25 protein-coding genes are annotated in these 25,671 nt (G+C 37.9%); 7 read left to right on the top strand and 18 right to left on the bottom strand.

Features of this window, described 5'->3' with window-relative positions:
• Positions 1–282: 282 nt before the first annotated feature.
• The 13 genes from pseI to ACGTNI_RS03660 all read right to left on the bottom strand — a co-directional run bounded on the left by pseI (position 283) and on the right by ACGTNI_RS03660 (position 13,001).
• Positions 283–1,332, bottom strand: coding sequence for a pseudaminic acid synthase (pseI, locus tag ACGTNI_RS03720; RefSeq protein WP_394460131.1), 1,050 nt, complete (start codon positions 1,330–1,332; stop codon positions 283–285).
• Positions 1,332–1,880, bottom strand: coding sequence for a UDP-4-amino-4,6-dideoxy-N-acetyl-beta-L-altrosamine N-acetyltransferase (pseH, locus tag ACGTNI_RS03715; protein WP_062444506.1), 549 nt, complete (start codon positions 1,878–1,880; stop codon positions 1,332–1,334). The genes pseI and pseH overlap by 1 nt, the downstream gene beginning before the upstream one ends.
• The gene (gene pseG / locus ACGTNI_RS03710; protein ID WP_394460129.1) at positions 1,873–2,949 is read right to left on the bottom strand and encodes a UDP-2,4-diacetamido-2,4,6-trideoxy-beta-L-altropyranose hydrolase; all 1,077 of its coding nucleotides are present in this window, start codon (positions 2,947–2,949) and stop codon (positions 1,873–1,875) included. Before pseG ends, pseH begins: the two co-directional genes overlap by 8 nt.
• Positions 2,946–3,698, bottom strand: a complete 753-nt coding sequence (locus ACGTNI_RS03705; protein ID WP_085508464.1) for a cytidylyltransferase domain-containing protein — start codon at positions 3,696–3,698, stop codon at positions 2,946–2,948. The genes pseG and ACGTNI_RS03705 overlap by 4 nt, the downstream gene beginning before the upstream one ends.
• A gap of 8 nt (positions 3,699–3,706) precedes the next feature.
• Complete coding sequence (pseC, locus tag ACGTNI_RS03700; protein WP_394460160.1) at positions 3,707–4,906, bottom strand: UDP-4-amino-4,6-dideoxy-N-acetyl-beta-L-altrosamine transaminase; 1,200 nt, start codon at positions 4,904–4,906, stop codon at positions 3,707–3,709.
• 17 nt (positions 4,907–4,923) lie between these two features.
• Positions 4,924–5,868 carry a dTDP-glucose 4,6-dehydratase gene (locus ACGTNI_RS03695; protein ID WP_085509226.1) on the bottom strand — a complete coding sequence of 315 codons (945 nt, stop codon included), beginning with the start codon at positions 5,866–5,868 and terminating at the stop codon, positions 4,924–4,926.
• Between the two features lie 75 nt (positions 5,869–5,943).
• Positions 5,944–7,449 carry a CDP-glycerol glycerophosphotransferase family protein gene (locus ACGTNI_RS03690; RefSeq protein WP_394460126.1) on the bottom strand — a complete coding sequence of 502 codons (1,506 nt, stop codon included), beginning with the start codon at positions 7,447–7,449 and terminating at the stop codon, positions 5,944–5,946.
• Between the two features lie 23 nt (positions 7,450–7,472).
• Positions 7,473–8,477, bottom strand: a complete 1,005-nt coding sequence (locus ACGTNI_RS03685) for an SDR family NAD(P)-dependent oxidoreductase (RefSeq protein ID WP_085509225.1) — start codon at positions 8,475–8,477, stop codon at positions 7,473–7,475.
• A 209-nt stretch (positions 8,478–8,686) separates the two neighbouring features.
• Complete coding sequence (locus tag ACGTNI_RS03680) at positions 8,687–9,958, bottom strand: surface carbohydrate biosynthesis protein (protein ID WP_176224037.1); 1,272 nt, start codon at positions 9,956–9,958, stop codon at positions 8,687–8,689.
• A gap of 60 nt (positions 9,959–10,018) precedes the next feature.
• Positions 10,019–11,167 (bottom strand): coiled-coil domain-containing protein, encoded by a 1,149-nt coding sequence (locus tag ACGTNI_RS03675; protein WP_085508456.1) that lies wholly within the window; start codon positions 11,165–11,167, stop codon positions 10,019–10,021.
• A gap of 216 nt (positions 11,168–11,383) precedes the next feature.
• The gene (locus ACGTNI_RS03670) at positions 11,384–11,692 is read right to left on the bottom strand and encodes a hypothetical protein (protein ID WP_085508453.1); all 309 of its coding nucleotides are present in this window, start codon (positions 11,690–11,692) and stop codon (positions 11,384–11,386) included.
• Positions 11,682–12,257, bottom strand: a complete 576-nt coding sequence (locus tag ACGTNI_RS03665) for a hypothetical protein (protein WP_394460123.1) — start codon at positions 12,255–12,257, stop codon at positions 11,682–11,684. The genes ACGTNI_RS03670 and ACGTNI_RS03665 overlap by 11 nt, the downstream gene beginning before the upstream one ends.
• Positions 12,258–12,323: 66 nt before the next feature.
• A complete protein-coding gene (locus tag ACGTNI_RS03660) occupies positions 12,324–13,001 on the bottom strand; it encodes a BMQ_0737 family morphogenetic spore coat protein (protein ID WP_394460121.1) in 678 nt (225 codons plus the stop codon).
• Between the two features lie 271 nt (positions 13,002–13,272).
• On the opposite strand from ACGTNI_RS03660, the gene ACGTNI_RS03655 reads away from it, so the two are divergent.
• The 4 genes from ACGTNI_RS03655 to ACGTNI_RS03640 all read left to right on the top strand — a co-directional run bounded on the left by ACGTNI_RS03655 (position 13,273) and on the right by ACGTNI_RS03640 (position 16,940).
• A complete protein-coding gene (locus ACGTNI_RS03655) occupies positions 13,273–14,331 on the top strand; it encodes a hypothetical protein (RefSeq protein ID WP_394460119.1) in 1,059 nt (352 codons plus the stop codon).
• A gap of 7 nt (positions 14,332–14,338) precedes the next feature.
• Positions 14,339–14,743, top strand: coding sequence for a M67 family metallopeptidase (locus ACGTNI_RS03650; protein WP_394460117.1), 405 nt, complete (start codon positions 14,339–14,341; stop codon positions 14,741–14,743).
• Positions 14,744–14,808: 65 nt separating this feature from the next.
• Positions 14,809–14,955: a hypothetical protein gene (locus ACGTNI_RS03645; RefSeq protein WP_394460115.1), complete on the top strand. Its 147-nt coding sequence runs from the start codon at positions 14,809–14,811 to the stop codon at positions 14,953–14,955.
• Positions 14,956–15,572: 617 nt separating this feature from the next.
• Positions 15,573–16,940 carry an N-acetylmuramoyl-L-alanine amidase gene (locus ACGTNI_RS03640; protein ID WP_394460112.1) on the top strand — a complete coding sequence of 456 codons (1,368 nt, stop codon included), beginning with the start codon at positions 15,573–15,575 and terminating at the stop codon, positions 16,938–16,940.
• 98 nt (positions 16,941–17,038) lie between these two features.
• Here ACGTNI_RS03640 and ACGTNI_RS03635 read toward each other — a convergent pair whose 3' ends face one another.
• Positions 17,039–17,752 carry a sulfotransferase family 2 domain-containing protein gene (locus tag ACGTNI_RS03635; RefSeq protein ID WP_394460110.1) on the bottom strand — a complete coding sequence of 238 codons (714 nt, stop codon included), beginning with the start codon at positions 17,750–17,752 and terminating at the stop codon, positions 17,039–17,041.
• A 196-nt stretch (positions 17,753–17,948) separates the two neighbouring features.
• Between ACGTNI_RS03635 and ACGTNI_RS03630 the strand changes: the two genes are divergently transcribed.
• Genes ACGTNI_RS03630 through sat form a run of 3 tightly spaced genes read left to right on the top strand, consistent with a single transcriptional unit; the run spans position 17,949 to position 20,955 of the window.
• The gene (locus ACGTNI_RS03630) at positions 17,949–19,205 is read left to right on the top strand and encodes an SLC13 family permease (RefSeq protein ID WP_394460108.1); all 1,257 of its coding nucleotides are present in this window, start codon (positions 17,949–17,951) and stop codon (positions 19,203–19,205) included.
• 7 nt (positions 19,206–19,212) lie between these two features.
• Positions 19,213–19,800 (top strand): adenylyl-sulfate kinase, encoded by a 588-nt coding sequence (gene cysC, locus ACGTNI_RS03625; RefSeq protein WP_394460106.1) that lies wholly within the window; start codon positions 19,213–19,215, stop codon positions 19,798–19,800.
• Between the two features lie 18 nt (positions 19,801–19,818).
• Complete coding sequence (gene sat, locus ACGTNI_RS03620; RefSeq protein ID WP_394460104.1) at positions 19,819–20,955, top strand: sulfate adenylyltransferase; 1,137 nt, start codon at positions 19,819–19,821, stop codon at positions 20,953–20,955.
• Between the two features lie 265 nt (positions 20,956–21,220).
• On the opposite strand, the gene glnA is transcribed toward sat, so the two are convergent.
• The 4 genes from glnA to hflX all read right to left on the bottom strand — a co-directional run bounded on the left by glnA (position 21,221) and on the right by hflX (position 25,614).
• Entirely contained in the window at positions 21,221–22,552 is a 1,332-nt protein-coding gene (gene glnA / locus ACGTNI_RS03615) for a type I glutamate--ammonia ligase (protein WP_394460102.1), read from the bottom strand.
• 21 nt (positions 22,553–22,573) lie between these two features.
• A complete protein-coding gene (locus ACGTNI_RS03610; RefSeq protein WP_085508427.1) occupies positions 22,574–22,978 on the bottom strand; it encodes a MerR family transcriptional regulator in 405 nt (134 codons plus the stop codon).
• 123 nt (positions 22,979–23,101) lie between these two features.
• Positions 23,102–24,382 (bottom strand): methionine gamma-lyase family protein, encoded by a 1,281-nt coding sequence (locus ACGTNI_RS03605; RefSeq protein ID WP_394460158.1) that lies wholly within the window; start codon positions 24,380–24,382, stop codon positions 23,102–23,104.
• Positions 24,379–25,614 (bottom strand): GTPase HflX, encoded by a 1,236-nt coding sequence (gene hflX / locus ACGTNI_RS03600; protein ID WP_085508423.1) that lies wholly within the window; start codon positions 25,612–25,614, stop codon positions 24,379–24,381. The genes ACGTNI_RS03605 and hflX overlap by 4 nt, the downstream gene beginning before the upstream one ends.
• Positions 25,615–25,671: the final 57 nt, after the last annotated feature.

The following is a 25,671-nucleotide window of genomic DNA, read 5'->3' as shown; positions in this document are numbered from 1 at the left end:
ATTTAAAAAGTTTCATCATATTGGTATTATTGTTTTTTTACTTTTTAAATACAGGAAATGCCATGTACTTAAATCCTTTTTTAGTTTAACACCGCTATAGCCATAACAAGCAATCTTTTTAACTACCTCACTTATTTATCCCTACATAACAATGTTGAAAAACTGTTTTTCACGAAGCTGTCATAAGTTTTTATTTAGGCGTTGCACTTAATAATTGCACTTTGTCATATTATTAAACATTACCAGAATGATCTTTACTAACATGAATACATTAATGAATTTTTAAATCAAATCCCAATTAAGAGGAGTTCCTTTTTTAACGTCACGTATAATTTTTTTACCTAAAAGAACATCGTAATATTTTGGGGGGAGACCATAACCGGGTCTAATAATTTTCATGTTTTCTTTTGTTAAACGGTCTCCTTTCTTTAAGTTTTTTACAATATATAAAGAACGACGATACTGTTTTGAAGACTTTTCTGCTTCTGTTACACCATATGCGACCTTTCCTAGAGCTTCCCACGCCCTTCTGGTTTCAGTTACCAAAGCGGACATCTCCTCCGGCTCTAGTGAAAATGCTGCATCTACTCCTCCTTCGCTGCGTGATAACGTGAAATGTTTTTCGATAACTGTACCTCCCAAGGCTACGCTTGCTACAGCTACTCCATTTCCCATCGTGTGATCAGACAAACCGGTAGGGCATTGAAACAATTCTTTCATATGCGGAATAGTGAGAATATTGGAGTCTTTAGGAGAAGCCGGATAGTTGCTGGTGCATTTCAATAAAATCAGTTCCTCACAGCCTGCTGCACGGGCAGCAGCTACTGAATCTTCTATTTCAGCAACTGAACACATCCCCGTAGAAAGGATGATGGGCTTACCTGTTTTTGCAACTTTTCTGATTAACGGCAAATCAGTGTTCTCAAAGGAGGCTATTTTGTAGCAAGGAACATTAAAGGATTCTAGAAAATCTACAGCACTCTCATCAAATGGAGTGCTGAAAGCAGTCAGTCCTAATTCTTTACAGCGTTCAAAGATAACCTTGTGCCAATCCCACGGAGTATATGCTTCCTGATACAGCTCATAGAGTGTTTTATTTCTCCACAGGCTTTTTGAATCTTTGACAGTGAAATCATCTTTTTTTTCATTTAAAGTCATTGTATCTGGGGTGTAAGTTTGAAGTTTGACAGCATCAACCCCAGCATTTGCTGCAGCTTCTACGATTTTCAAGGCACGGGACAAGGACTGGTTATGGTTCCCCGACATTTCCGCAATAATAAAGGGATAATTATCCCTGCCTATTATTTTCCCATCAATAATAATATCGCTCATCAATTACCCCTTTCTTGGATGTTAACTAGTCCAGTTCTTACTTTCTGCCATTTGTCATTGAATAAGGCCATCCGAATCACATCTTTAAATTGATTGTCTTTCCAGACATGCTGGGCTAAAACTCCTTCCTGTTCAAAGCCTAACTTTTTGTGATATCGGATACTCCCTGAATTGGAATCGATAACTTCAGCACACACTTTGTTCATCCCGGACTCCTGGAAAATTTTGTCCAATGCCAAAACACCCATGATTGTACCTGCTCCCTTCGGAGCTTTTTCTTCCCCAATATAAAAGCCCCAAAAACACCGTGAATGCTCCTTGTTTATATCAGAAAAACTGACTAACCCTAATGGTGAATTCACATCATATAATACCCACACTAAATCACTGGAGCTTTTATTTACTTTATGGAACCATCGTATATGCTCTTCCCATGTAATATTATGGTTTGTATACATGAGAGATTTGATCCTTTCTGAGTTTCTCCATTCAAAGATAGTCTTCAAGTTGTCAAAAGTTAATGGCTTCAAAAAAAATTTATTATTCATCTCTGCTTCCCCCAAGCAACTGCCGGACTGCTAATCCACTTTCAAAGTCTTTCATTATCTCTTTTGAACTCTTAATCATTTTCTGCAAGACACATGGATTTTCCATCAACTTTTTAACAGCTCTTGCAATATCTTTTTCATCTACAGCCTCACTTGTTCCTAAATGGTAAACAGCACCTAATTTTGATAAACTATACAATATTTCGGATTGATTTTCAGCCGTTTCAATTGTTATTGCAGGTAAGGATAAATAACACCGCTCCCATGTGGTGCTTCCTCCTGCACCAATTGACAAGTCGGCTTTTGCCATCAATTCCGCTATATAGTCTATTTGATAATGCAGCCGGAAATTTGGATTGTCAGCACAGATAGATTTAATAGAAACATAGTCCAGATTGGATTTTCCAATGACGACATCAATGATACATTTAGTATTGTTAAGACATTGGACAGCTTTAAGAGCTTTCAATGTTTCTTTAGTAGGATCGCTCCCACCGAAAGATATCAGGATTCGAGTTACTGACCCATCTCTTTCCCTTTGACGGACAAACTTAAATTCTTCTCTAAGAAGAAAATATTTAGGACCCAACAGCATGATAGTTTGAGGGCCTACCAGATGCTCATATCGTTTCTGTGAATTTGGATAGAAGTTCTGATCTAAAAGAATCTTACAGTTATGGGGGCGATCTGCAAGATCATCTATTACCATTATTTGATTTGCGTATGGTTTTGTGAACTGTTCCCACTTCTCATCAATTGCATAGTGGTCAGTGACCAGCCAATCTATCTGCTTCTTTCTGATGAAATTAATGGTTTGCATTGCATCTAGTTTCCAGTTCGCTCTAAACCATTGAAAATAATGTTTCTGGTCTGTACTTTGCAAAGAAGGGAGCGTCCTTAGCCCATATCCCCGATTTTCAATAAACCCGGTCAAATCACCAGGGAGTCTCCGGCAAACGAAAGTAACTTCTGCGCCATTAAGCTGAAGCTGCTCTGCCAATACAAGACATCTCATGACATGGCCGGTGCCAATCCACCTCGATGAGTCAACTCTGAAGCATACATTCATTCATTTTCCTCTTCACTCTTTTTTTGTAAGATGTGAGCATTTATTTTCTGCCATTCCGGATGTTTTTCCAGTAATTCTAAAATATTTTCTAACGTAAAGTAAGGGTTCCTGGGATATAATGCCTCCAAGATTTTTTTAACCAATAAAAAATCTTCCGTAGTATCCACAGTCCAACGATGATTGCTTTCGTCCCGGCTATAGGTAACATTTGTCAGACTGAATATATCGGGATGATCGATCATGTATTTAGTTACATGTTCTCGTTCATTTGGTTTCTTTGCTCCATTATGAGCTGCTTCTAAAGCTTTATATGAAAAAATTTCTGTATCCATTCCCCTTGGAAAGGTTCGTTTCAACGTATTTGAGACATATTGAAATGGATGATCATCTTTGAGTGATAAATATTTATTTACAACGTTATCGATTTGAAACGGATCAATCAACGGACAATCGGCCGTAAGACGGATTACTGCTTCTGCCTTTACCGATAAAGCAGCTCTATAATACCGCTGTAATACGTCTGTTTCTGAACCCCGATAATAAGTGACTCCATTTTTTTTACACCAGCTTACGATCGGATCATCTTTGGCTGTATCAGTTGTAGCGATAACGATTTGATCAGTAAATAACGACCGTTTAACACGTTCAAGATGATAGGCTAATAAAGGACGATTCAGTACTTCTTTAAGCACCTTTCCGGGCAATCTTGTGGATCCCATCCTCGCCTGAACGATTGCAGCTACTTTCATATAACACCTCACATAACAGTGTAATAAGAGATCACTTTTTTCACACCATCAATGACATCCTCTACATCTTTTATAGACATTTTAGGAAACAAAGGAAGGGTAAGTATGGTACCGTAGGCTTCTTCAGCATTGGGACAGATCCCTTTCCTATAGCCTAACTGCTGATAATATGGATGCCAGTATACGGGAATATAATGTACATTAACGCCAATATTCTCCTTTTGTAATGCCTTGAATATTTCAGCACGGTCTGCGGATAAAACAGCTGGATCTAGTCGGAGGATATATAAATGCCAACTTGAATTACCATCTTTATTTTGAAAAGGGGTAATGACACCATCTATTTTATCGAACGCCTCCGTATATCTGGAAGCATATTCCCTTCTTTTTTTCAAAAAGCCGGGCAGTTTACCCAGTTGGCTCAAACCTAATGCAGATTGAAAATCCGTAATCCTGTAGTTAAAACCCAGTCTTTGAATCTCATAAAACCAAGGTCCTGGATTATTTTCCAACTTATCGGGGTCACGCACAATTCCATGGTTCCTGAACAGTAATAATTTCTCATAATAGTCTTTATTATCAGTGGTAACCATTCCTCCTTCTCCAGTTGTTATGTGTTTAACCGGATGGAAGCTGAATATTGTCATATCACACATAGATCCGACCATCTTTCCTTTGTATGAGGCTCCTAATGCATGGGCTGCGTCACTAATTACAACTAGCCCAAATTCTTTGGCAATTTCCAATACCTCCTCATATTCGATTGGCTGTCCGGTAAAATCAACAGTAATAATAGCTTTAGTATTTTCATTGATAGACTCTCTGATTGAGGAAGGAGAAATATTACAGGTAGCGGAATCAACATCTGCAAATACCGGTTTGCCACCAACATAAAGGATACAGTTAGCACTGGCCGCGAAAGTTAATGGGGTAGTTATCACTTCGTCATTTTCACCTATTCCGGCTGCAAAACAGGAAGCGTGTAATGCTGCTGTCCCACTAGAAAAAGCTACGGCATACTTAGCACCTACATAATCAGCCATAGCTTCTTCAAAATTAGAGACAGCGGGTCCAGTTGTAAGCCAGTCACTTTTTAATATACGGATAACCGCTTCAATATCCTGATCATCAATCCATTGACCTCCATAAGCTAAATAAGAATCTCTAACAGGTCTTCCACCATATAAAGCCAGCTTAGCTTTTTGCATTTCCTCCCCCCCATTATTTACAAAAGATCGGTTGTTTTTATCCATTTTTCCGTCTGGGTCAACCCTTCAGCCAAACTGTACTTAGGCTCCCAGCCCAACAATTTTTTTGCTTTACTGAAATCGCACACTAGTTTCGGTATCTCACTTTGAGGATGAATATGTGGGACATGCTTTATTAATTTTCTATCTTTAACAATCAGTTCAGCTAATTTATTTATACTTATATCCTTGCCAATCCCTGCGTTTAGAATTTCTCCATCTGCTTTTTCCGAATAGCCTGCCTCCACCACAAAACGGGCACAATCTTCCACATACAACAAATCTCTTGTCTGGCTGCCATCGCCATATATAGAGAGCGGCAGTCCTTCTAGTGTGTTTTTCAAAAATATCGCTACAACTCCCCCTTCTCCTCCCGTTTTTTGATAAGGGCCATACGTATTGAACGGACGAAGAACAGTGACAGGGAGATCGTAGGCATGATAATACGACAGAACTATATTCTCTGCCGCAATCTTTGAGCCAGCATAAGGAGAGGCAGGCTTAATTTGTGCTGTTTCTCTGATTCCACCTTCATTGTGAGCCCGATCATACACCATGCATGTACTCATAAAGACAAGTTTGGTTTTCTGCTCCCTGCATTTTTCCAGAATATTGAACGTCCCAACAACATCATTAAGAAATGTGGTATGAGGATCATCAATGCTATCCTGAACGTTGATGCTGGCTGCTAGGTGGTAACAAATATCAAACTTATTGGCAAATAGTTCTGTTATCAGCTTTGAGTCTTTGATATCCCCATGAATAAATTGTTTAAAATTTGGATTATCCTTTAAGGTTTTGAGGTTTTCCTCTCTCCCATTCGATAAGTCATCCAGGACCCAAACAAAGTGTCCATCTTCCAATAACCTCGCTACAACCCATCGCCCGATAAACCCGGCGCCACCAGTTACAAGAATATTCATGACCCTCACCCTTTCATGTTGCTTCTCAAAACATCCTATTACCGCTTTAACCAATATATGCTCTCCACATATATTCTAGCTTGTCAGCCTATTAATTAATTTCCGCAGTCTTTTCCCCGACAAAGCCGGAAGAGGGTATGCGTAAGAAAGAAAATCCTTAGTAACTTTTTGGGCCTTCCTTATCATTTGCTCCTTGCCAAAATACTTGATGACAATGTCGCCCAGTTGGTTTGCGTCATTCTGTGATAACTCTCCCAGTCGATTGTAGTACCCGGCAGAACCTGGAAAGTCCATATTCAAGATAAAAACAGGCTTGCCTGCAAGCATTGCTTCTAACCCAACGGTGGAAGGATAAGAAACGGCTCCATCTACATTAGGGAGTATATCGTACAAATCTACATTCAAAAGTGAGTGAACTGATGGAAATTCTTTGGAGAGGGGGTGGGGTCTTTTATTAGGGTAATCTTTAATTAAGATGTTAATATCCAGCTTTTTTGAAATTTTTTTTATAAACAATCGCCAGCTGTCAATATCTTTATTTCCTCTTACAATTATCAGGAGATTCTTTTTATTTGGGGCTAAACCGAATTTTTCATTAAACTGTAATCGAGAGAACCGGGGCTTTTCAAAAGCCTGATCGAACCTCGGATGACCAATAACCTCTACTGTCTCGTCAGCTGCACCCTTTTCTTTATACCAATCCACCTCAAACTGGCCATAAACAGCATCCACAGTAGCGACTTTGGGGAGATAGCCATGTTCACTTGAGATGATTCCATGCTGCATACATATAGTGGGTATGCCTTTTTCAGCTGCTACCAGCGCTAAGGTACGACATTCTGGGTAGTGAGTCGAAGGAACAACTATACATGAAACAGGGAAAAGTTCCAGTAGATTAGCAGATTCTTCTATCCGGTTAACAATCTTGGATAATTGTAGAAAAAAAACTTTTTTAAAACTTTCTTGGCTATATAGGGGATGATTATGATGTTTCTTTATAATGGAATTTGCTTTTCTTGTTAGATTTTCTACCGCTTTCCTGGTATCAACAGAAAACTCCGAAAAATACTTGACAGATGGTATGCTTCCTGCTGCCTTTGCTTTCTTATTGTCCTTCATCCTCTTTGCTCCATTACCATCCCGATCATTAATCACTCTGATGTTTTGATAGCTTTTTGCTTTTGTACGCCTCTTCATTTTCCTTCTATTTCCACCTTCATATAAGCGCATAACTTGGGAAGAATTAAAATACTTTATGAAGGTCTTTTGCGGTAATTTAAGCAGATTGTATACATCATGAAATATCACTATTCCATTTTTATTTCGTTCCAAAGGTTCATTAGTATGTGACTGTACAAACTCATTAAATACTATTTGGATTTCTCTATTTTCTGTTATACTTCTGGGCAGCTTTGCGGTAAATGCTTGATTATACAAGCTATCCCATAGCTTTTCATTTCCTTTTAACAGACTTCTAAAATGATATAAATAAGGTATTGAAAAACCTTTGTACTTTATATCTTCGAAGTCATTTAAAAAATTAATATATAGTGACCAGTAATTTTTTGAAAAAATGTCCATTTTATCTCCATACTTTCCATTTATTAAGTTAGATTTGCTTCTCTGAGCAATCTTCTTAGTTGTTCTTTTGAAATGGCATCTTGCTCTTTTGAGCTATAAGTTCCTGGGGTAATTTTTTTCGAACCGGCGTAAAAGACATCATTTCTTGCCCCTTCCACTATAATGTACATGTCTTTTAATTCTATAGCTGATAACGACTCATCATAAGTCATCAATTCTTCATACATTTTTTCACCAGGTCTTAATCCCATCACTTCTATACCAATTTCTTTTTCCTCAATCCCGTATTTCTTGCATGTTTCCTCAATCAGTACAGATGCAAGATCATCCAATTTAATCACAGGCATTTTCAAAACAAAGACTTCTCCGCCCTTCGCTTCTTTCAGTGCTTTAATTGTCAATGATGTTGCTTGTTCCAATGTCATCATAAACCGTGTCATATTTCTATCGGTTAGTGTGATATTTTTTTCGTTTTGAATTTGCTTTTGGAAAAGTGGGATAACCGACCCTCTGGAACCCATTACATTTCCGAACCGTACACTTGCAAATATTGGATTAGTTACTGCTTTATTAAGTTCGACAGAAGTAATTAGTCTTTCCCCAATCAGTTTAGTTGCACCATATGTGTTGGTTGGTGAAATTGCTTTATCTGAACTTGTGAAGAGCACTTTTTTTACTTTTTGTTCAATAGCAGTATTTATAACATTAGTAGTGCCATAAATATTTGTTTTCACAGCTTCATAAGGATTAAATTCACATGCAGTTACCTGTTTCATTGCGGCAAGGTGAAATACATAGTCAATCCCATTCATTGTGTTTTTTAGAACTTGGTAATCTCTTACATCTCCTAGAATAAATTCCAGCTTATTATTATCTCCTAATTCCTTCTGCATCTGATATTGTTTAAATTCATCACGGCTAAAAACCCTAATCAAACTTGGCTCCTCCATGAGAATGTGACGGACTAAACTTTCACCTATAGTTCCAGTACCACCGATAATTAATATTTTCTTATCTTTGAAAAACACCATCATTTCCTCTTTTCCTATATGAATGATTAAGAACTTTTTCAGTAATACCATTTATATTCACCATTTTGCACTTAGTGAATATAATAGACTTTCACCTATCAAATTGGTCAATTGTCATAAAAACTAAAAAGGAAGCTATGCCTGCTTTGTTCAGCCTAGCTTCCTTTTTGTTTCAAACTTTCCTCAATTTTCAGGAAAAACATATATTACATGGAACGTATAGAATATAAATTTTCACCTATGGGGGTTACAGAAAGAACAGTATCCTGATTTTCTATCTCATCTATTTTATTAAAAAATGATTGTATTTCCTGTTTTGATAGAAACGGGAATAGATGTTCAAGTTTTTTGTTTGGTTTTACATTGAATGAATGGTTGAAACGAGGGATTGGTTTCGTGGGAGTAAGGGATATTCCATCCATTATTTTAAGAATTGAATGATAAGAAAACTGGCCACTATCTTTTAAATAATAGCTTGACAGCAATTTATTCGCAGTGTCCTTATGCTTCTGGTTGAAATATTCATGGGAATTACTCCTATTTAAAATGGATTCAATGATTGATATTACATCGTTTATTTTGACTGCCTTGATCCCCAATTCGTTCGGAAGTTTCATGTCCATAACTTTAAAAGTCACAGGTATATAAGTTACAATTGGTTTTTCGAGCAAATAAGCTTCAATACTTGATGTACAATCATTGTGAACAATTGCCTTTGCAGCCATTAACCATTTGATAATGTTTCCTTCAAAAATCACATTGACATTATTTAACATAGAAAACGCTTCCTCATAAGGGTCAGTGTTTTCAGCAGGATGAGGTCTAACAATAATTTGATGATGTGGAAAAGCAACTGCCAGTCCCTTCACCATCTCAATAAAAGAGATGTATAATTGTTTAATATATAAAAGGAAAGGGTTGGAGTCATCTTCTCTCTTCCCCTGACTTCCATTATAAAGAGGAAACCTCGTATTAACTAAAATAAAGGCACCATATTTTTCTTTAATCCGATCAGCATCCTGGAGGTATAAGTTATGAAATTTCGGATGTAATAAATCAAACCTGGGATTCCCTACAATATGGCATTTTTTTTTCTGGCTTGGATAAGCGTTTCCTATCACTTCGCACTGATTATGTCCCCAACAAAATTCTTTTGTTATCATTTTGAGGACCTCTTTTTGCATTCTGGTATTTAAATACCTGTCAGAATCCGGGAAAATCAAACCTTCTTCATCGAGTTCAACCACTTCGTGTCCATTAGTTACTGCTTGTTTGATCACTTTCTTTCTGTAGCCTCTGGAATATCCTTTCGAATAAAATATCCCCTCAGGAAATTCGGCCGCTGCTAATTCTACCATTCTCTGCTCGCCTAAAATCACATGGTATCCTTTTTTAATTGCATAGTAAGCCAGAAGTAATTTAGCATCCAATTCTCTCGCTTTTACTTCAACAGGTAAATATAACCATCTTTCACCCACAGTAGACCCTCCCTCAATTGCTCTCCTGCTAAACAATATTTTCGAAAGCCGGGAATAAGTTTATTCTTCCTGCTCTTTTACATCTACTGTTTCTTCATTATGCTCCATTGCTTCGCTCTCTAGCTTTTTGATCTTTTCCGATAATGTATCTATTTTATTTTCAAGTATTCGGATGAGCGTATCTTGGGGATCCTCTGTTTTCGATGTATCAAATGAATCCTCTAATAAAGTTTTTATATGACTATCTAAAAAAGAAATCATATCATAAGGGTCTGCTTCTTCGAAAATATCCAAAAATTCAGTTTGGACCTTAGCATCTTTTAATTTCTCCACTTGGTTTGACAAAGTAAAATTCTCTTCTTTTAATTGTTCTATTATTTCTTCTTTACTTTTTAGTTTCTTCTCAAAGTCTGATCTTTCTTCTGCTAATAAATTGTCCCGATGTGCAGCGATTTCCTGGTTTTCTTTTTCTAATTGTTCCTTTTCGGTATTTAACACAGAATGGGCCTTTCTGATCTTATCAATTTTTTTTTGGAAAGAGTCTATTTCTTTTGTATGTTTTTCCTGAAGTTCACATATTTCCTTTTTAAATTGGTCAATATTTGTATTTTGCTCCTTATTTTGGTGCTCCAATTCCTTGATTGTATTTTCTAACTTTATTATCTTCTTATGTCTTGTTTCATTCTCTTCGCTTAAGTCAGCAGCCTGCTTACGTAAGTTTTCTTTTACTACCTGGAATTCTTTTGTGCTTTCATTTAAGTTCTCATTTAATTCCTGATTTGTTTTTTGCAGTTGAATAATTTCATTTCGGCTTCTTGAATGAGAAGATTTTAGATCAATTATTTCATTTCGTAATTTTTTCTCCTTGGATATTAACTGTTTGTTGCATATTTCCTCATAAACTAACTTTTCCTCTAAGGACTCCAGTTTCACATTCAGTTTCTCTTCATTATATCTGCTGCTTTTTAACTGAGATGCTATATTGCTAATTTTCTTGTTCATTTCCTTCTTGGTTTGGCTTAATTGATTAGTAACCCTTTCATTTTCCTCTAATAACTCAATATTTTGTTCTTTAAGGGTCGTAAGCAGGGAGTAATGGTAATTTTCCTGATAATCCTTTACTTTCTCTTTATATTTTGCAAGCTCAGCTTTATAGTAAATTATCATTTGTTGGAGTTGGATAGGATCTGTCATCGTTTTCTTTTTCATTCGTCAGCCTCCTTAGGAACATACTGATTAACTCTGGGCTATGGTATCTATATGTGCAACTAAGCTAAACGTTCCTTGGATATATGCAGATTCCTTCTTGTTTGTCGCCATGTATTTATGGCAAAAGCCCTTACATTTTAATCCTTAAAAACGTTAGAGTTTCAATAAAGTACAAAAAAAAGAACTGCCCGGAACAGTTCCTAACGTGCCTAACACTTATTCTTTCAAAGATTTAATAATATCTTCATAGGCTGCCTTAGTTTCTGTGATTATTTGATCTAACCGTGCACTTACAGTTTCATTTTGGAAAAGGTCATCTTTTTTCGTTTCCGTTTTAAAAGGAGAAGAATGCCCCTGCATTAACATATATATAAGAATCAATTGAAAAATATCACCATCAAGATATAAAAAACTATTGTTTTTACGACTATTGTTTTTTATATCATTTAAATGATTTTTTAAATAGTACCTAATTAACTGATGAACAAGCACTTCATTTTCTCTATCATGATATTCATTTGTCATCGTTCTCCCCCTCTGAGACCTTACCACTGAAATTTATTTGATTAAACGCATTTATTCCACCTTGTATTTCATCTCCATAGATGTATCCCATTATTCCTCCGGTATATGAAGAGCCTGCTTCCCATTTCAACTGAAAATTTGAAAAAACGAGTGTCTCTGACGGCTCAAGACTCTGAATTTCTACAGGTTTCAACCAGAATTCTTCTCTATCTTCCGGACCATTGATGCGTTCCCAGGCATTGGATAATTTCAGCTTTTGTTTTGAATCCTTATAAACATACTTTCCCGAAAAAGTGAATGGAGCCGTGTTAGAAACTTTAATACATATATATGGGTTGGAAAGGGACCGACTTCCTGCATTCAAAATATGAAAGTTGCCAATACATATATTTTCGCCATTACTTTTATGCTGGATGTTAAAGGAATAAGTAAAATACCCGATGATTTGCATAGTATTTAATTCTCTTGCTTTTTCTGCCATATGTTTGATTTCTTTTAAGTATGAAGAATTCAATGTTTGCCACTCATCGAGTTTATCAAGAATTTTCGACTCCTTTTTTCTCATTGAGCCACCTCCCCAAAAAATAAAGAGAGGAAAATGAATTCCTCTCTTTATAGCTATGCTGAGTGATCAGCCATTATCACCGTCATCCCCGCTCGGGAAAATCACAGGACACTGTGGCGGCATGGTTGGTGCAGGGCATGGTGGGATAGGAAGCATATCTCTTGGTGCACAGAAGTCAGCGACAAGTTCAAGAGTTACTTCAAATGTTGATTGGATGCTTTGGCATAGGCGAACGGATACTGTAATATCAGTTAGTTCATCCACTTCTGTACCGTTTTCAACACAGATAGCTGTACATACGAAGCAGTCTAAATCTGTGAACGTTACATCAACGTCTGTACCCTCTGGAGCACATAGGATTACCTGTTCACATCGTGTGAAGGATACCGTACCTACCTCAATGGTGGCTCCACCAAGTTCCGGTAACAATTCAACAAAGACCGTAACGTCAAAGTTCTTCTGGATATTTACCAGTTGCAACGTTACTGTTGTGCCATCAATGACAAATTCCTGATCTTCACGACCAAGAACAACAATCGGATCCACCTCAGCTGGAGCTACTTCACAAGTAACACCATTGTCAACGATGTCATCACACTCGATTGGATCTCCTGTAGGACCAATTGGGAGTTCCAAATCACCTAAAGTCAAATCAAACGTTGTCTCATTAATAACCCAGTCATACACTTTCTCGGTATTAATGCATAGGAGCTCTTGGCCCCCGGTCAAATTTTTCGCTTGCATAATGCAAACTACACCTCCGAATAAGATATTTTGTTTTCACTCATAGCATATGAATGAAAGCTGAAAGCGGTATAGTGAAAGCGCGGAATTAGAAAACCTTTTGCGATATATGCAAATATCCTAATTAAAAGCCAATTATTTTTGCTAAACTTGTTGGTATCTACATAAAATGAATTAATGGAGGAATAAAAGTAACAATGCAACCGGACATTTGTCACGTATCGAAGGTTCATCAATAGTATATTAATGTGCTGCAAAAGGGTGATGAGTGATGTATAAATACAAGTTATATAGCACCGATGACATTGAGCGATTGAAACATCAGCTTAAGGTGTATGAACAAACCCTTAACGTAGTAAAAAAAGGGGAAGCTGTGGACGATTATCTTCTAATCAAGCACGAGTTTAATGAAACTCATTCAAAACTTATTAGATTAGAAGGAGAAATGAAAAGTATGGAAGAGAGATACCAGAGGCAATTAACCGATTTTGAGGAGAGAGAAGAAAATTTTGCTGATTATATACAAAATGTTAACAATATGATGAGCCAGTTGAAAGAAGATATCAGTAAAGTAATAGATAAAGTTGATCAGCTTAATATTAATGAATTAATTGAGAAAATAAATACAGTTATTTATTCTCAAAACAGTCATTTCAGGGAAAGCATTAGAGAAATCGACCGAATAAAAGAGGATATAGCACAAATTCAAGACCAAGTCGTCATTAACCAGGAAAATAATCAAAAAGCTCAAAATCCAAGAAAATCGGAGTACCGACAGCTGCAAAACATGCTCCAATCTTACAGGAATGTAGAGCAGCCATCTCAATCATTCAGCAGGCAAAATTCCAGCTTCACAAGAACCAGCAGCCAAAAACATCAGTCCAATATACCTTCGGCAGGTGGGCAAAATACCTTATCAAGGGGAAAATCTAAGAGAAGAACTTTTCAGCAATCTCATAATGAATTAAATAAAAATATCATCTATTCCAAACAACAAGGAAAAAAAAAAGCTAACCAGTTATCCAAATCACCAGAAAAACAACGCTCTGCAGTGAATCTAACAGAAAATATAACTGCAGAAAGCCAAAGTAAGCTTTCTAAACAAAAACAAGCAAAAAAATCACAGGATTCCAGTGAAAACTCTATTAAAAATAATGAGTTTAAAAGCACACATGTTGATTCCAAAGCTTCAACACCAAAAAATAACGACCTAACCGAACAAGATATGAAAAAGCAAGCACAACTAGAAACAAACGAGGAGCCCCATCCTAAAAGCCAAAAGAAAATTGAGTTTTCATCTCTGTTCTCAATTTTCCAAAAAAAGGATTGACATGGTAATGAACAAAATTACACTTTCAAACACTATATATAATCAGCTTGTTGAACACGGTAAATCTTGTTTACCTTATGAAGCTTGCGGCCTTTTGGCAGGAAACAAGGATGATATAACCTCTATATGGCCATTGGAAAATGAATGGAAGTCAGACAGACGTTTTTTTGTAAGCGAGAAGATAGTCGCACAAACCCTCAATGAAATTAAAGCAAGGAATGAACTGGTAATCGCAGTTTATCACTCACACCCGACAACAGCACCTGTTCCCTCAAGGTTTGACCTCATCAACCATCCGGATGAGAAGGTAAAGATGGTTATTGTTTCCTATAAAAAGGCACAGCCTTCCATCAAAACTTACGTTATCAATAAGGAAAATTATAAGGAATGCCCTTTTTTAATAAGAACATAATAAAAGCCCGTACTTAATAGTGATTCCCGAGTACAATATATTATCAATTAAAGGAGTTGATTTTTTTGAAAAGAAAGACTTCCAAAGGAAAAAAAGTTTACCAAAATAGATTTTTCAAAGCGACAGTTGAGCCAATCGTAATGGATGCTTCATCAGTTAAAAAAAGGCCTGTCAGTAGAGGCGGCTGTTGTGGTAAAAAGAGAAAAATTTAGACCGTTCAATCTTTTCCGAATAAGATATCAGTACGGTATTATATAAATTATATAGGAGATGTCCTGGAAGCCGTCTAAAGCAGATAGGCAGGGACATAACAAGCATTTACAAAAAGGTTTCTATTATCGATTCTGGATGATGGAGACCTTTTTCGCTGTATGATTATAAACCCTGGCTCATTTTCTAGATAGAACACGCCCAGTATATAAAACATTCAGATTCCTGCCATTCGAAATTCCTGTGAAATTAAAAAATGATGGTCACAATGCTAGGAAAAGCGCATATATTATTGTAACTCCGAGTCACTTCCTTACCTCCAACCTGAAGATAGAAAAGGTTAAAGCATTGTTGATCCACTTTTGCTTGTTCAATTTCTGCTCCTTCCATAAAAGACGCACTCCCCATGCGGGATTGCGTCTTTTATGATTTCTCATAATTAAAGCATTTGAAATACTTCGACTTTTACTGTCAATCGATACTAATCCAAAAAACCATTATCGTTAACCGATGTTAATCTGCAACACGCGCCTTTTTTAAATAAAACTAAACACTAGTCTAACCAGGTTTGTCTTACTATTCATATAATTAAATGTAGTCTTGAAAGGAGGCTAATAAAATGAAAAAGATAATTATTGACCCTGGTCATGGGGGGAATGACCCTGGGGCAACTTACAAAAGTTATGAGGAGAAGCAATTTAATCTTTCGATCGCTTTAAAGGTAAGAGATTACCTGCTCAAAAACTACGAAGTGGATATAGTAATGACAAGAACCAGGGATATAACGATTTCATTAGAAGAAAGAACCCGATTGGCTAATTCCGAGAATGCCGATTTCTTCCTATCTATTCACAACAATGCTGCTGGGGGAACTGGTTTTGAGAGTTATATTTTTAGCGGTACTGTCCCTCCGGCCACTAAAGCTCATCAGAACATTATTCATGATAAGATCTTAGATTCCGTGGAATCAAAATATGGTATTAATGATAGGGGGAAAAAGCGAGCCAATTTTCATGTGCTAAGGGAGACAAAGATGTCTGCATTATTATTAGAGGTGCTATTTCTGGATAATCCTGACGACCTTGCGCATTTAACCAATCCTGAATTTATTCAAGATGTTTCTATAGCCATTGCTGAAGGAGTTAAGGAAGCCTTTGATTTACCGGCTAAAACTGCACCTGGTGTTCTTTATAAGGTCATTGCTGGTTCTTTTAAAAACCGTCCCAATGCAGAAAACCGAGTTCAGTACCTAGCGACTCACAACATTGATTCTTTTATCGTGCCTACTACCATATCGGGTGTGCAATATTATAGAGTGCAAGCTGGAGCTTATTCTCAAAGAGAAAATGCAGAACAGCAAGTACAGAAATTGAAGAGCATCGGAATTACAGACGCTTTCATTCTGACAGAAGGCGAAGTGCCTTCCCCACCTCCAGCAACCCCGGAAGAACGTTTTACTATCCAAGGAGATATTCATTTAAACCCTTGTCAGTTAGAGGAATTTGTAAAAACGATTAATCCGGACGCTCCAAATCTTGGAGCCTACTATATGGAATATGGTGAAGTTTATGGAATAAGAGCAGATGTGGCGTATGCACAGGCTATTCACGAAACGGATTACTTCCGTTTTACAGGTGTAGTAGACGATAAACAAAACAACTTTGCCGGAATTGGAGCCACTGGCCCAGACAATCCAGGAGCAAGTTTCGCTACCCCTGCAGAAGGTGTCCATGCTCATATCCAGCACTTATATGCTTATGCATCCTCAGAACCGATTCCAAATGGATATCCTAAAGTCGATCCAAGATTTGACCTAGTCAACAGAGGAAGCGCAACTACTTGGACACAGCTTAACGGAAAATGGGCAGTTCCAGGAAACAATTATGGCCAAAGTATTATAAGTATTTTTAGACGAAATATAAACCATGCTCTTGAACAAATTGATGCACAGCAAGCAGAATTGCAAGACGTGTTAAACGATTTTTAAGTGAATTCATTAACAGGAAAGGCCAGAACTCCTTAGTGCTGGCCTTTCCTGTTAATGAAAGATATTCTATGAAAGCTATATCAACAATAAAATATCTCCTAATGCATAGCTTTCCATTGATTTAACTTTTGGATTGATGTGCTGTCCATTTGGTTTAATTTATTATTAAATTCTTCCTTTGCCGATTGATACAATTCTATATCCAGGCTATTTAATTCAGCTATGGTTTTAATGATGGATTTGGGTACAACATTCTTTTTTGGGCGTTTCCTGTTAGTATTTATTTTATCTACTTTGGAAATATCAAAGTTAAAATGCTCTTTTAATAAAAACAGTGATTCATTATACATATCTGTAAAACCAACAACCGGGAAATAGTTCTTAAGATTTTCTTTAGCCTTCTTTATATCTGAAGGATTACCGCCTGATAAATAACGGGTAGCAAGATTTACAGTTCTAAAACGTATACTACGCAAATCTTTTTTAGGATAAGGTTTATCTCCGATATCCTCATTCTTCATGTATTCAACAAATTCCTCCAAATTCATTCTCTTTACTTTTTTATGCAAAGGATCGCGCTCATAATTCTGAATATAGTAAAAGGTTGATAGTACTCGATCAACTGGATCCCTTAGGAATGTAAAGAATTCAAAAGGTTTACTGAGCTCTTCAAAAAATTTCCCATGCCAAACCAGGACATCTTCACTTTGTTTCTCTAGTATATTCCATAACGTTTTCCCACCAGTTTTTGGTATATGCAAAAAACACACTAAACGATCTTGTTCAATATCATTTTTATTGAAATGAATCACACTAATTCATCCTTCTCTTTGATGTTATTCGGTCAATGTACTGTATTATAAAACGATTTTAAGCGAAAGGTGTGGGTTTATAACATAGTTATGGAACCGCTGCAAGAAAGATAGTACCCATACCCATTTTTATAACAAAAGTATAGAAAATGCATATTGTAGTCATAGTTATCAATATCATGGTGGTGGGCTCTAGATGGAGATCTTTTATGTAACACTTGTTTTAGCAGGAATGTTTACCATATTAATTAAACAGTGGTTCCCACCTGATGTGACTCTCTTTTCTGTATTATTGATCCTTATATTAACAAATGTCATCTCAGTTGAAGAAGCTTTTCAAGGTTTTGCAAATAAAAGTGTAATTACCATAGCCCTTCTTTTTATCATCAGTAATGGATTATTTAATAGTGGTATGCTACATCATCTGATTGAAAAAGTATTAAAATACAATGGGAATTTTCCTTTGATCCTTCTTAAAATGATGATAACAGTTTCAATCTTATCAGCTTTTATCAATAATACTGCTATAGTTTATACGCTCACCCCACTTGTACGTAATTGGGGATTATCCAACGGGGTTAATCCCTCTAAACTATTAATCCCCTTATCCTATGCAGCAATTTTAGGTGGAACGATCACTTTATATGGCACTTCCACGAATTTGATGGTAGACGGTCTTTTGCAACAAAGCGGACATCCAGGGTTTACAGTTTTAGAATTCTCTTATCTCGGCATTCCTCTTACCCTTGTTGGCCTAGGTTATATGTATTTAATTGGCAGGCACCTGCTCCCTCACAGGAATTATAAAAACAACCTAACACCTATGGAGAAAAGCAATAATTCAGAAAATATACAGACAAACCACTTTCGAAACAACAAAATATTAGTCTTTGTATTACTTGTAATGTTCACCCTTGCAGCCTTCCAATTCATCTCCATCATAAAAGCTGCAATTATTGCTGTCCTCATTTTACTGGCTACTAAATCGATAAGTCCTGCAGAAGCACGAAAATCGATCGATTGGAGTGTAATTATTCTTATCTCTTCTGCTATCGGGATAGGGGCAGCTATAGAAAAATCAGGAGTAACCGAAGCGATTTCAATTGCAATATTATATATAAATGACAGATTTGGTTTATTAGGAACAGCGATAACAATTTATCTGGTAACAATGATATTAACTGAAATATCTCATAATATTGCTGCCGCAGCTATGATGTTTCCTTTGGGACATTCGGTTGCGTTAGAAATAGGAACCGATCCCAAAATGTTTGCGATGATAATAGCAATTTCTGCTTCATGCAGTTTCATCACACCAATTGGATATCAAACAAACCTAATTATTTACGGCCCAGGAGGTTATAGATTTACCGATTATTTAAAGGTCGGATTTTTACTAAGTATTTTTTGTTTAATTTGTACTGTATCACTCACATTTTTAATTTGGAGGTAAGTTTTTTATGAGTGAGCATATCACTTGGAACCAAACCAATGTATCAAAAGAAGAACGAGAGAAAGCTTATGGTCATAAAAGCTTAATTATATGGCTTACTGGATTATCAGGGGCTGGTAAATCTACAATTGCTAACCATGTAGAAAGAGAATTATTTAATCAGGGTATCCATACGTACTTGCTTGATGGAGATAACCTGCGACATGGCATTAATAACAATTTAGAATTTACTCCTAAGGATAGAGCGGAAAACATTCGCCGAATTTCTGAAATTGGAAAATTGTTTGTTGATGCAGGAATGGTTGTCTTCGTCGCCGCAATTTCACCCTATAGAAAAGATAGGGATGAAGCTCGTCAAAGGTTTAAAGATAATACATTTGTTGAAGTATTCGTTAAATGTTCTGTTGAAGAATGTAAGAAAAGGGACCCTAAGGGTCTTTATAAAAAAGCCCTTGAAGGAAAGATAAGGAATTTTACTGGTATTTCACAAGATTATGAAGAACCTTTAGCACCAGAAGTAGTTATAGACACAACTGAAAAATCCATATCGAGCTCTGTGAATCATTTGGTGGATTTTATTCAAGATAGAATTTAAGAAAGAAAGGGTATTATTATGAATATTATAGAACCACATGGACATAAACTGATTTCCAAAGTAGATTATAATTATGATTATAGCTCTATATCAAAAGAAATTGAATTAGATTTAATGGCTCTTTCTGATTTAGAGTTAATCGCTACAGGGGCCTATAGTCCTTTGACAGGGTATATAGGAGAAAAAGATTATAATTCAGTGGTGGAAAAAATGAGATTAGCTAATGGATTGGTATGGAGTATACCTATTACACTGCCAGTTACTGCAGCCCTTTCTTCACGTCTTACAATTGGAGAAAAGATAAAACTGGTATTTGCTGACGAAGTATATGGAATTCTTCACTTACATGAAAAATATAAACCTGATAAAAAGCTAGAAGCAAAACAAGTATACAAAACCACTGACCCTGCTCACCCTGGAGTAGCAAAGCTATTTAATAGACCTGACGTTTACTTAGCAGGTCCTATTACATTAGTCAGACCTCCCAGATCCAAAAACTTATTTCCGGATTTTTATTGTAAACCAAAAGAGACAAGGGAGGAATTCATTAAACGGGGGTGGGAAACAATTGTAGCATTCCAAACAAGAAATCCCATTCATCGTGCACATGAATATATACAAAAGTGTTCATTGGAGGTAGTAGATGGGCTTTTTTTACATCCTCTTGTCGGAGAAACAAAAGCTGACGATATCCCATCTGAGATACGAATGAACAGCTATCAGGTTCTACTCCAAAATTACTATCCAAAAAATCGAGTCCATTTGGGGGTATTCCCGGCTGCTATGCGATATGCAGGACCAAGAGAGGCAATTTTTCATGCCCTTATTAGAAAAAATTACGGATGTTCACATTTTATTGTAGGACGTGACCATGCTGGAGTAGGGGATTATTATGGAACTTATGAAGCACAAGAAATTTTTTCGTTATTCAGCAAAAATGAGCTAGGCATTAAGCCGATATTTTTTGACCATGCTTATTACTGTAAAAAATGCAGCCAAATTACAACTAAAAAAACATGTCCTCATGGAACAGAAGATCATATTCATCTATCAGGGTCAAAAGTAAGGGAAATGCTGAGAAGGGGAGAATTTCCTCCAAAGGAGTTTAGTCGTCTAGAGGTTATACAAACGCTAATTAAAGGTCTGAAGTGCTAATCTTTTGGTATTCTTTACTACTTATGTGATATAGAACAAAGAGCTAAATTTTAAATGTGAGACGTTTAATCGCCAAATCAAATTTTTCAGTTCACGGAGCCCCCTTTTTAATACTGTTCTATAAGAAGTTGAGTTAGCTCTTCAGTGACACTCTTAACCCAAACTGCCATAACCCTGTCGAATTCAGGATTATGGCAGTTTGGGTGTTTTCCTTATCTTAAATACCTAAGGATTAGTTCACATTTAGTTTTAAGAAGTTTGCTGCTTAATATACAGAGATATACTGTTCGCGTTCCCAAGGGTGGACTTGTGTACGGAACATATCCCACTCGATTTCTTTCGCTTCAATAAAGTGTTCGAAGCAGTGTTCACCGAGTGCTTTAACAAGGATATCGTCTTTCTTCAGCAGCTCAAGTGCATCATATAGTGTAGCTGGAAGGTCCTGCACTCCGTTCTTTTCACGTTCTGCCTTATTCATTACATAGATGTTGCGATCAACTGGTTTTGGTGCTTCAAGCTTGTGCTCTACACCGTCGAGACCAGCTGCCAATAGTACAGCCATCGCCAAGTACGGGTTCGCTGCAGGGTCGACACTACGTACTTCGATACGCGTGCTCAAACCGCGGGAAGTAGGAACACGGACAAGCGGGCTTCGGTTTTGACCAGACCATGCTACGTAACAAGGAGCTTCGTACCCTGGCACAAGACGCTTATAAGAGTTAACAGTTGGATTCGTAATAGCTGTAAAGTTTGTCGCATGCTTGATGATGCCTGCAGTGAACTGGTAGGCAACTTCGGACAACTCCAGCTCGCCTTCTGTGTCGTAGAATGCATTCTGCTTTCCTTTGAACAAGGACATGTTGGCGTGCATTCCGGATCCGTTGACCCCGAACAATGGTTTAGGCATGAATGTCGCATGAAGACCGTGTTTACGGGCGATTGTTTTTACAACCAATTTAAATGTTTGGATATCATCGCAGTGCTTGACTGCATCAGAATATTTAAAGTCGATTTCATGCTGACCTGGCGCAACTTCGTGGTGGGATGCTTCAATTTCAAAGCCCATTTCCTCTAATTCAAGTACGATATCGCGACGGCAGTTTTCACCTAAGTCTGTTGGAGCAAGGTCAAAGTATCCACCTTTATCATTCAGTTCCATGGATGGTTCCCCGCGTTCATCAAGCTTGAACAGGAAGAATTCCGGTTCTGTACCGATGTTAAATGCGGAAAATCCTAGCTCTTCCATTTTCTGCAGGTTCTTTTTCAGGATATAACGTGGATCCCCTTCGAATGGAGTCATATCCGGGTTATAAATATCACAGATAAAACGTGCTACTTTTCCTTTTTCGGATGTCCAAGGGAAGACAACAAAAGTTTCAGGGTCTGGAATTAAGTACATGTCAGATTCTTCGATACGGACGAAACCTTCGATAGAAGAACCATCAAACATCATTTCATTATCCAAAGCTTTATCCAATTGGCTCAAAGGAATTTCCACGTTTTTGATGGTACCAAGCATGTCTGTGAATTGTAGTCGGATGAATTTTACGTTTTCTTCTTCAATTTTTTTGTAAATTTCTTTTCTAGTTAATCCCATTTAATATTTTCCTCCTATATTTTAGTGGAAGAATCGTGATAATTCTCCCTGTCTTAACGATGATTTGCCGTACCTTCCAGCGGTATGTAATTCTTGCTGGAGCATGCGGCGTAGCTCTTTCTCTGAGAGGTCATTATGGATTTCCTCGACTTGCTCTTGATCCATCGGTTCGTTATCCGGCACTTCCTGCATGGACAGAACCTGTTTGATCCCTGCCAGGTTGATGCCTTTTTCGATCAATGCCTTTATTTCAAGCAGACGATCGACATCATTAAAGGAAAACAATCTGCGGTTCCCTTCTGATCTTGCCGGGTGGACTAAATTGTGCTCTTCATAATAACGGATTTGTCTCGCAGACAAATCTGTTAAAGATTTAACAATACTAATCGGGAATAACGGCATCGAACGTCGTATTTCATCGCTCATCGATGGCTACCTCCCTTGCATGTGATAACTTTATTATACCAATGAAATGTTATGTGTCAAGAGATGTTAAGAAATCTAACATGAAAAAATAAAAAAACTGAAATGAGCTTCCCCATCTCAGTTTTACCCTGTTTCAATTTGATGAAAACCTGCCTCAACTATTTCCTCAAGCGCAAGCTTCACCGCTATTTTGACATGCTCATAAGTGAGCCCGCCTTGCACGAAAGCCATGTAGGGAGGGCGAATCGGGCCATCTGCGGTCAATTCCAGACTCGCTCCCTGGATAAACGTACCCGCTGCCATGATGACATCACTTTCATACCCCGGCATCGGACTAGGATACGGTGTAACGTGAGAGTTAATTGGTGAGGACTTCTGTATCGCCTGGCAAAAAGCAACCATTTGCTCTGCTGTTTCAAAAGCGACCGCCTGAATTAAATCGGTGCGCTTTGCATTATAGGCAGGGGTCGTAGTAAAGCCAGCCTCTTCTAATAATCTGGCAGTGAAAACGGCACCTTTTAAAGCTTCTCCAACCATATGAGGCGCAAGGAAGATTCCCTGGTACATTTCCTGGAGGCTGTTCAGACTGGCTCCAGCTTCTTTACCAATCCCGGGAGCGGTCAGGCGATAGCTGCATAATTCTACTAAGTCTTTATTTCCAGCTATATAACCTCCGGTACGGACAATTCCTCCGCCCGGATTTTTAATTAACGATCCTGCGATCAAATCAGCCCCAACATGCAATGGCTCCTGCAGTTCGACAAACTCCCCATAACAATTGTCCACAAAAATGATCGCATCCGGCTTTATAGTCCGGATTTTTTGAATCATGTCAGCGATTTCGTCTATCGTAAACGAAGGGCGGTCCGCATACCCTTTCGAACGCTGGATAGCTATCATTTTCGTATTATTTTTTATAGCGTTTCTGATTTCAGGGAAATCGATTTCTCCTGACTCGGCAAGGGAGACAGAACGATAGCTTATGCCGTAATCTTTGAGGGAACCGGTATCCTTGTCGTTCGAACCTTTGACTACTTGTTCCAACGTGTCATAAGGTTCCCCGGTCATATATAATAATTCATCACCTGGTCTTAACACACCAAATAAAGCTGTTGTAATGGCATGGGTGCCTGAAATGATTTGAGGGCGTACCAATGCGTCTTCCCCACCGAAGATCTCCGCATAAAGTTCTTCTAAAGTATCGCGGCCGTAATCGTCATACCCATACCCTGTTGTCGGGTTGAAGTGGCTGTCCGAGATTTTAAGACGGCGGAAGGCTTCCAGCACTCTGTGTTGATTTTTTTCCACAATGGATTGTATTGATATATGGTAAGGACGAATCTCTTCTTCTGTATGTGCTGCTAGTTGTTCAATATTCATAACGTACGTTACTTCCTTTATTATAGTAATTGGTGTTTTAACGGATGTTCGGGATGAATGGCACCGGCTACTACATACCCTTCCCTTTTCTCATCAAAATGAAAGGATGAGACGATGCTTTCCCCTTTTAATTGTTGAATCCTCTTGCCGTTCCCGGCTGGAATAAAGGTGTGATAGTTATCCCATTCTTTGATCAGCGTATCCTCTATTTTATCCAATACCCGCTTGTTGTCGATAGGATCATGGACACTCACTGTAATGGATGGAAAAGCTTCCGGAATAAAATCGCCGTTCAACAGGTCCATCTTATTATAAACGGTAAGCATCGGCAGGTGATCCGCTTCCAAATCACCTAATAACTTCAGTACCGTGCGTTCATGTTGTTCATGATCGGGATGAGAAGCGTCAACCATATGAAGAATGAAGTCCGCTTCTGTCACTTCCTCCAATGTAGACCGGAAAGCGGCAATTAGAGTAGTTGGCAGATCCTGAATAAATCCGACCGTATCGGTCAAAAGCACCTGGAGGCCTGACGGAAGCTGTAACTGTCGGGTCAACGGATCCAGGGTTGCGAATAACAGGTTTTCTTCAAATGAATCACTTTCGGTAACACGGTTGAAAAACGTCGACTTCCCAGCATTGGTGTAACCTACGATCGCCACTTGAAAAGCCTTGTTTTCTTTTCGTCGTTTCCGGTACTGCTCCCGCTGCTTCACCACCGCAGATAACCGTTTTTTAATATCGTCAATGCGCCTGCGGATGTGGCGACGGTCACTTTCCAGCTTTGTTTCACCCGGACCCCTTGTCCCGATTCCGCCACCAAGACGGGATAATTCCGTCCCCTGGCCGGCAAGTCTTGGAAGTAAATACTGCAGCTGTGCCAGCTCCACCTGCAGTTTACCTTCTTTCGTTTTAGCCCGTTGAGCGAATATGTCCAGAATGAGCTGGCTTCGATCAATGACCCGGACTCCCAATCGGTCTGTTATATTCCTTAGCTGCCCAGGGGAAAGCTCCTCATTGAAAATAACAAGGTCAACACTATTCTCCTCTGCATAATCTTTAATTTCTTCTAATTTTCCTTCTCCTAAGTATGTGGCAGGATGAACCCGGTCCCTTTTCTGAACGAATATATGTTGAACTGCGCCATCCGCTGTTTCTGTGAGCGATTGCAGTTCTTCCAGCGAGGATTGGAACCGTTTGTCATCCTGCCCGGTTTGAGCTCTTGCTACAAGTACTACTTGTTCTTTTTCTGGCATTATTTCTACCTCTTTCCATGGTCGGTATCTCTTATCATCATATCAAAAGAAAAGAGT

The organism is Thalassobacillus sp. B23F22_16 (assembly GCF_043496955.1).
In the GTDB taxonomy this organism is placed as follows: domain Bacteria; phylum Bacillota; class Bacilli; order Bacillales; family Halobacillaceae; genus Thalassobacillus; species Thalassobacillus devorans_A.
The sequence above is the reverse complement of the archived record's forward strand: the minus strand, read 5'-3'. Positions and strand labels throughout refer to the sequence as shown.

Excerpts from the sequence above, each read along its gene's own strand:
- pseI (WP_394460131.1), bottom strand. The coding sequence starts at position 1,332 with ATGAGCGATATTATTATTGATGGGAAAATAATAGGCAGGGATAATTAT.
- pseH (WP_062444506.1), bottom strand. The coding sequence starts at position 1,880 with ATGAATAATAAATTTTTTTTGAAGCCATTAACTTTTGACAACTTGAAG.
- pseG (WP_394460129.1), bottom strand. The coding sequence starts at position 2,949 with ATGAATGTATGCTTCAGAGTTGACTCATCGAGGTGGATTGGCACCGGC.
- ACGTNI_RS03705 (WP_085508464.1), bottom strand. The coding sequence starts at position 3,698 with ATGAAAGTAGCTGCAATCGTTCAGGCGAGGATGGGATCCACAAGATTG.
- pseC (WP_394460160.1), bottom strand. The coding sequence starts at position 4,906 with ATGCAAAAAGCTAAGCTGGCTTTATATGGTGGAAGACCTGTTAGAGAT.
- ACGTNI_RS03695 (WP_085509226.1), bottom strand. The coding sequence starts at position 5,868 with ATGAATATTCTTGTAACTGGTGGCGCCGGGTTTATCGGGCGATGGGTT.
- ACGTNI_RS03690 (WP_394460126.1), bottom strand. The coding sequence starts at position 7,449 with ATGGACATTTTTTCAAAAAATTACTGGTCACTATATATTAATTTTTTA.
- ACGTNI_RS03675 (WP_085508456.1), bottom strand. The coding sequence starts at position 11,167 with ATGAAAAAGAAAACGATGACAGATCCTATCCAACTCCAACAAATGATA.
- ACGTNI_RS03670 (WP_085508453.1), bottom strand. The coding sequence starts at position 11,692 with ATGACAAATGAATATCATGATAGAGAAAATGAAGTGCTTGTTCATCAG.
- ACGTNI_RS03665 (WP_394460123.1), bottom strand. The coding sequence starts at position 12,257 with ATGAGAAAAAAGGAGTCGAAAATTCTTGATAAACTCGATGAGTGGCAA.
- ACGTNI_RS03660 (WP_394460121.1), bottom strand. The coding sequence starts at position 13,001 with ATGCAAGCGAAAAATTTGACCGGGGGCCAAGAGCTCCTATGCATTAAT.
- ACGTNI_RS03655 (WP_394460119.1), top strand. The coding sequence starts at position 13,273 with ATGTATAAATACAAGTTATATAGCACCGATGACATTGAGCGATTGAAA.
- ACGTNI_RS03650 (WP_394460117.1), top strand. The coding sequence starts at position 14,339 with ATGAACAAAATTACACTTTCAAACACTATATATAATCAGCTTGTTGAA.
- ACGTNI_RS03640 (WP_394460112.1), top strand. The coding sequence starts at position 15,573 with ATGAAAAAGATAATTATTGACCCTGGTCATGGGGGGAATGACCCTGGG.
- ACGTNI_RS03630 (WP_394460108.1), top strand. The coding sequence starts at position 17,949 with ATGGAGATCTTTTATGTAACACTTGTTTTAGCAGGAATGTTTACCATA.
- cysC (WP_394460106.1), top strand. The coding sequence starts at position 19,213 with ATGAGTGAGCATATCACTTGGAACCAAACCAATGTATCAAAAGAAGAA.
- sat (WP_394460104.1), top strand. The coding sequence starts at position 19,819 with ATGAATATTATAGAACCACATGGACATAAACTGATTTCCAAAGTAGAT.
- glnA (WP_394460102.1), bottom strand. The coding sequence starts at position 22,552 with ATGGGATTAACTAGAAAAGAAATTTACAAAAAAATTGAAGAAGAAAAC.
- ACGTNI_RS03610 (WP_085508427.1), bottom strand. The coding sequence starts at position 22,978 with ATGAGCGATGAAATACGACGTTCGATGCCGTTATTCCCGATTAGTATT.
- hflX (WP_085508423.1), bottom strand. The coding sequence starts at position 25,614 with ATGCCAGAAAAAGAACAAGTAGTACTTGTAGCAAGAGCTCAAACCGGG.